The sequence below is a fragment of the Paraburkholderia sp. GAS448 genome (assembly GCF_050435685.1).
Taxonomy (GTDB): domain Bacteria; phylum Pseudomonadota; class Gammaproteobacteria; order Burkholderiales; family Burkholderiaceae; genus Paraburkholderia.
Map to the genome: position 1 here is coordinate 1 of NZ_JBNDKT010000106.1, position 4,193 is coordinate 4,193.

A 4,193-nucleotide genomic window follows, 5' to 3' on the forward strand; every position below is an offset into this window, starting at 1 on the left:
CGTCATCTTCTGGTTCCCTGTTGCCGGCCATTATGACCGACTCACGCCCCAGCTTTTCCACTCAACGAACTGTCCGAATTCTCGGCGCCACCTCTTTTCCGTCGCTCTGAAGGTTCGAAAGCCATAGGCTTTTCGCATGGTGACTTTGGCTTTGTTCAAGCCTTCGACGATGCCGCTGGAGAACTGCTTTCGCGCGCGGAAGTAGTTGAGGATCAGCTCCCGGTGGGCGCGCACGGTGCGGGCGAATTTCTTCATCGGCTCGATGCGTGAACGCATCACCTGGGTGCACCACTGGTCGAGGAATTTCCCGGCCCACACAGGTGAGACGTAATCCCAGAGCTGCTGGAACTCTTCCTTGAACAGCCAGGCGCGCACGGTACGCAGGTTGTAGCGCAACAGCTCGCGCATGCGCAGCCGCTGTTTGTCGGTCAGGTTCTCCCGCCGCTTGAGCAGGCAGCAGCGGGACTTCTTGAGTACCGGCTCATATCCATCGCGGGTCATACGGCGGGTTTCGTCAGCGCGAACCTCATCGATCGCCTTGTTCATCTTTGCAACGATGTGGAAGCGGTCGAGGATGTTCAGTGCATTGGGGCAATGTAGCGCGATCATCTCGAGGTAAGGTTTCCACATGTCCGAGCAGACGAACTCAACCTTCTCGCATAGCGGTTTTCCGATCATCGCGAAGAACCTGGCGAAGCTTTCTTTCGTGCGCTCCTGCCCGATCCAGAGCAGACGCGTGCAGCCGGCCTCGATCTGGTAGACCAGGGTGAGGTATTGGTGTCCACGACCATACTGGATTTCGTCGACGCCCAACGCGCGGACCGTGCCGAGTTCGCGATGGTTCAGCCCCCAGTCGACCACCCACTCTACTGCATTGAAGACTTTCTCCCAGCTGGTGCGGAAGCTTTGCGCCGTCTCCTTCCAGGACAGCTTGCGGGCCCACTGCGCGAGGAAGATCATGTAAGCACGGGTGAGCGTGTGCTTGCCGTTGGCCCAGGGCAGCGCTTCGACCTTCACGCCGCAGTAGCGACGCTGCGAGAGCGTGTCGTAGCCACTGCCGGGGCGATTGCAGCACGAGCAGACCGGCTTCGAACCGTTGCGCGGCCGTACGTCAATCTCGATGGACTGGGTTGCCTCGCACAGTCGCGCACCTTCATAAACGAAACCGGGAAAATGATGGCAGGCATTGAGCAGGCGGGTCAGCAACATGGTTAGCAAGGCCAGGAGCGGCAAGGGCGAAGCCGCTATTGTCGCCCTGGATCAGGATGCGCTGGCGCGCTACGTCCCCGACCTGCAGAACTGGCCCGCGTCCTGGCGTTTCGAGGACGAGGACATTCCGCCCGGGCAGGCGTTCGTCGAAGTCTTCACGCCTTTCCTGCATCACCTGCTCGCACAGGGATATGCGCGCAAAACGTTGAATCGTCACCGCGATCACCTCTGGATGCTTGGCGGGCATCTCATTGAAGCCCGCCACGAAAACCCGGATGCAGCCGCGATGGATGCCCGTACGCTCGTTCTCAACCAGATTGATCACCATGGTGGCCCGTTGATCTCCCGGCACCTCGACGAGCATGCCCAGAGCGCTTTCGACGCCACCTGCAAGAAACTCTATCGCTTCCTTTGCCCCTCGTGAACGGCCGCGCAAATCCGCGCAAGTGCGATACCGTATCCGTAACACCGCACGAAAACTGACGGGTCAGGGCAGACGCAGCCTGAGCGTCAGCGGTCCCTTGACGCCACGACGGTTTGCCATGCTATGCGATGGTCGTAAGCGCCGCATTTGAGCGCTTACGACCATACAAAACCAGCATCCTGCGTCGTTGTCCAATGTCGGCCTTTGACTTTGACCAGTCCCTCCCTGATCCCCATCAAATTACCCACAGATTCCACCCAGGATCCTGTCATTTAAGGACTCCTTACCATGACACACAACTTTCTCAGCCCTGCTGACCTTATCGCGACACAACCTTCCGCACCCATTCGAGGATTGACGCGCTCGAATCGTGTGGCAGGGTCGCCATCTCTTCGATGGTAATGCGCAGCTTCGAGACCTTTCCCGTGCTATCGGCGCAATGCCATTCGTACCGGCCGCAGCCCACCCGTGCCGCGCCAGTGTCCTTTTCGGTCATACAGACAAGCCAGCTGCAATCAAACGCATGCCAATCGGCAGGGGGGCGCTCCCATGCATAACGTGTCGATGTTCTCATAGCGCTGCGCGAACTGACTGACGAGAACGGTCGAAATGGCAGCCAGCCCCCTGGTGCTGCCGGGAAAGGCTATCTCGCCGGTTTTGACCTCGATGGCCAGCTCTGCGTCGGTCGTGAACGCATCGGCCATCAGATGCGGACGGTTGCTATCTTTCGCCTGAATGTAGGTTTCGATTGATTGTCGCAGTGAAGTCATTTGGGGCGGCCGGGAAAGCCTGAAGTGGAAAACGCGGCGCAACCGAGTCTACCGTCCTGACCTGGTACCACAGGTTATGCCCTCTTCGTCTTCAGGGACATCCCTGTCGGCGTAGATCACCGTTTGACCACGCGACTCGGGGAAGCAGGCAGACTGGATGAGTGCCGCGGTACATGAGCTTCGCGATGGTCGGGTGCGAGCGGGCGCAATTGTGCGTTGGTGTAAGCCGCTTTCGCTCTTGAAGCCCATTACGGCCACCCCAGTCCTTGAGGCGTGCTTCCGATCAGATGCATCAGCCGAGTGCGGCGCGCGTTTCTTCCGCAAGCTGCCGGACAAGCTCTGCAGCGGGAACGCCTTCGAGGCGCCGCCGGCCCATGCCGGCTGCCTGACCCGCCCAGAGCGACATGAAGTCGGGGCGATTGGCCGCGCCGGCGGCTTTTCTGATTTCCGTCGTCAACGCGTTTTGAACCGGATAGGCCGGCACGTGCTTCTCGTGCTGCGCCATGCGGCGCATATAGTCGTTGACGATTCCGCGACATGCTGTCGTCGGCATGGCCGAGGAACGTGCCGCGATGGCCGCCTGCTTCCGCGCCTTGTGCGCAAATGATGTCCGCCCCATTGGCTTCCCATGCCAGGGCTTCCGCTACGTTTGTCGCCGTGCCGACGACAAGGCTGCCCGCCTGATGCAGGCGCTCAACTGACTGCGCGTCGAGAAGGCCGAACGTGAAGCTCGCAACCGACACCCTGAGTTCGATCAGTGTGTCGAGCTGGTGACGGAAACCTTCGCAATACCGGTCAAGCGGTTTTCCTGGCGCAAGACCGAGTTCGGCGCGCACGGGTTGCAGAAGTTCAATCGCGCGTGCGAGTTGGCGCCCGGTCGGGGCCGGTGTATCGAGCACGAACAGGTTGATGTTGAACGACCTGGTCGATTGCAAGCGAATCGCGGCGACCTGCGTGCGCATCGCGTCGGCGCTGAGCCCGACTGCGGCGAGCGAACCGAGCCCGCCGGCGTTGGATACCGCAGCGACCATTTCCGGCGTTGAGCCGCCGTTCATCGGGCCTTGAACGATGGGAAGTGAGATGCCCAACCGGTTGGACAACGGCGTGGAAAGAGATCTGGGCATGAAATTCCTCATTGGGGGGCGGATAGCTGGTGGAAGCGTTGGCGGTGGATGTCACCGCAGATTGTTACCCATCAGTGCTGGCGTAACCGGACGACGGCAAAGCGAAGCACCGCACGGTGAGGACATCGTCGCGCGTATCGGGTTCCTCAATGTCGTTGTGTGTAATCGTAATGCTCCCCAGTCGCGGCGCTGCATGGCGGGACGCGTCGGCACCCGTTCAGCCCGTGATGAGAGCCATCCGGCTATCTTTCACCATCGGAACCATACCGTCGAATCGGCCTGTGCGATTGACCGATGCGGTCCGCTGAATTTTCAGCTGCCCGGATTCCGGTGAACACGTATCGCGCTCCTGCATGCACGCGCATGGGTGGGCGGGAACGCATTATCACATTAACCACCAAGGCCCACTAATCGGTTCAACTGCCGTCGGTCGGCTGCCCAAGATCGCGGCTCCACTGCTCGATCAGCTGATGACGGGATTTCGGAGACGCGAGCACGAATCTGTTGAACGACGAAAGGAAGTGCTGCCGATCAGACTCGTCCAGATTCGCAAAGATCAGTAGCGCATGGTCAGGGCCATCGCACGAAACGTTACGAATGTTAAAAACTGCTTGTGAGGGTTGTAAACAAAGGCGGAAGCGCGTTAACTGGCATCTTTTTGCGAGG

The 4,193-nt window shown here is 59.9% G+C and carries 4 protein-coding genes and 1 pseudogene; 1 reads left to right on the forward strand and 4 read right to left on the reverse strand.

The features are described 5' to 3' along the window. Window positions 1-30: 30 nt before the first annotated feature. On the reverse strand, window positions 31-1,209 hold the full coding sequence (locus P3T23_RS47130; RefSeq protein ID WP_429322864.1) for an ISL3 family transposase: 1,179 nt from the start codon (window positions 1,207-1,209) through the stop codon (window positions 31-33). On the opposite strand from P3T23_RS47130, the gene P3T23_RS47135 reads away from it, so the two are divergent. Beyond that, entirely contained in the window at window positions 1,208-1,633 is a 426-nt protein-coding gene (locus P3T23_RS47135) for a hypothetical protein (protein WP_429322865.1), read from the forward strand. The genes P3T23_RS47130 and P3T23_RS47135 overlap by 2 nt on opposite strands. A 515-nt stretch (window positions 1,634-2,148) precedes the next feature. Here P3T23_RS47135 and P3T23_RS47140 read toward each other — a convergent pair. The 3 genes and pseudogenes from P3T23_RS47140 to P3T23_RS47150 form a co-directional block, all read right to left on the reverse strand. Continuing rightward, window positions 2,149-2,403: a hypothetical protein gene (locus tag P3T23_RS47140; protein WP_429322866.1), complete on the reverse strand. Its 255-nt coding sequence runs from the start codon at window positions 2,401-2,403 to the stop codon at window positions 2,149-2,151. Window positions 2,404-2,695: 292 nt separating this feature from the next. Beyond that, window positions 2,696-3,527 (reverse strand): annotated as a pseudogene (locus tag P3T23_RS47145) (NAD(P)H-dependent flavin oxidoreductase). 416 nt (window positions 3,528-3,943) lie between these two features. Next, a partial coding sequence (locus P3T23_RS47150) for a hypothetical protein (protein WP_429322867.1) occupies window positions 3,944-4,193 on the reverse strand: 250 nt, incomplete at its 5' end.

What these genes read in the sequence shown, in the direction of transcription:
- P3T23_RS47130 (WP_429322864.1), bottom strand. Translation starts at nt 1,209, where the DNA reads ATGTTGCTGACCCGCCTGCTCAATGCCTGCCATCATTTTCCCGGTTTC.
- P3T23_RS47140 (WP_429322866.1), bottom strand. Translation starts at nt 2,403, where the DNA reads ATGACTTCACTGCGACAATCAATCGAAACCTACATTCAGGCGAAAGAT.
- P3T23_RS47135 (WP_429322865.1), top strand. Translation starts at nt 1,208, where the DNA reads ATGGTTAGCAAGGCCAGGAGCGGCAAGGGCGAAGCCGCTATTGTCGCC.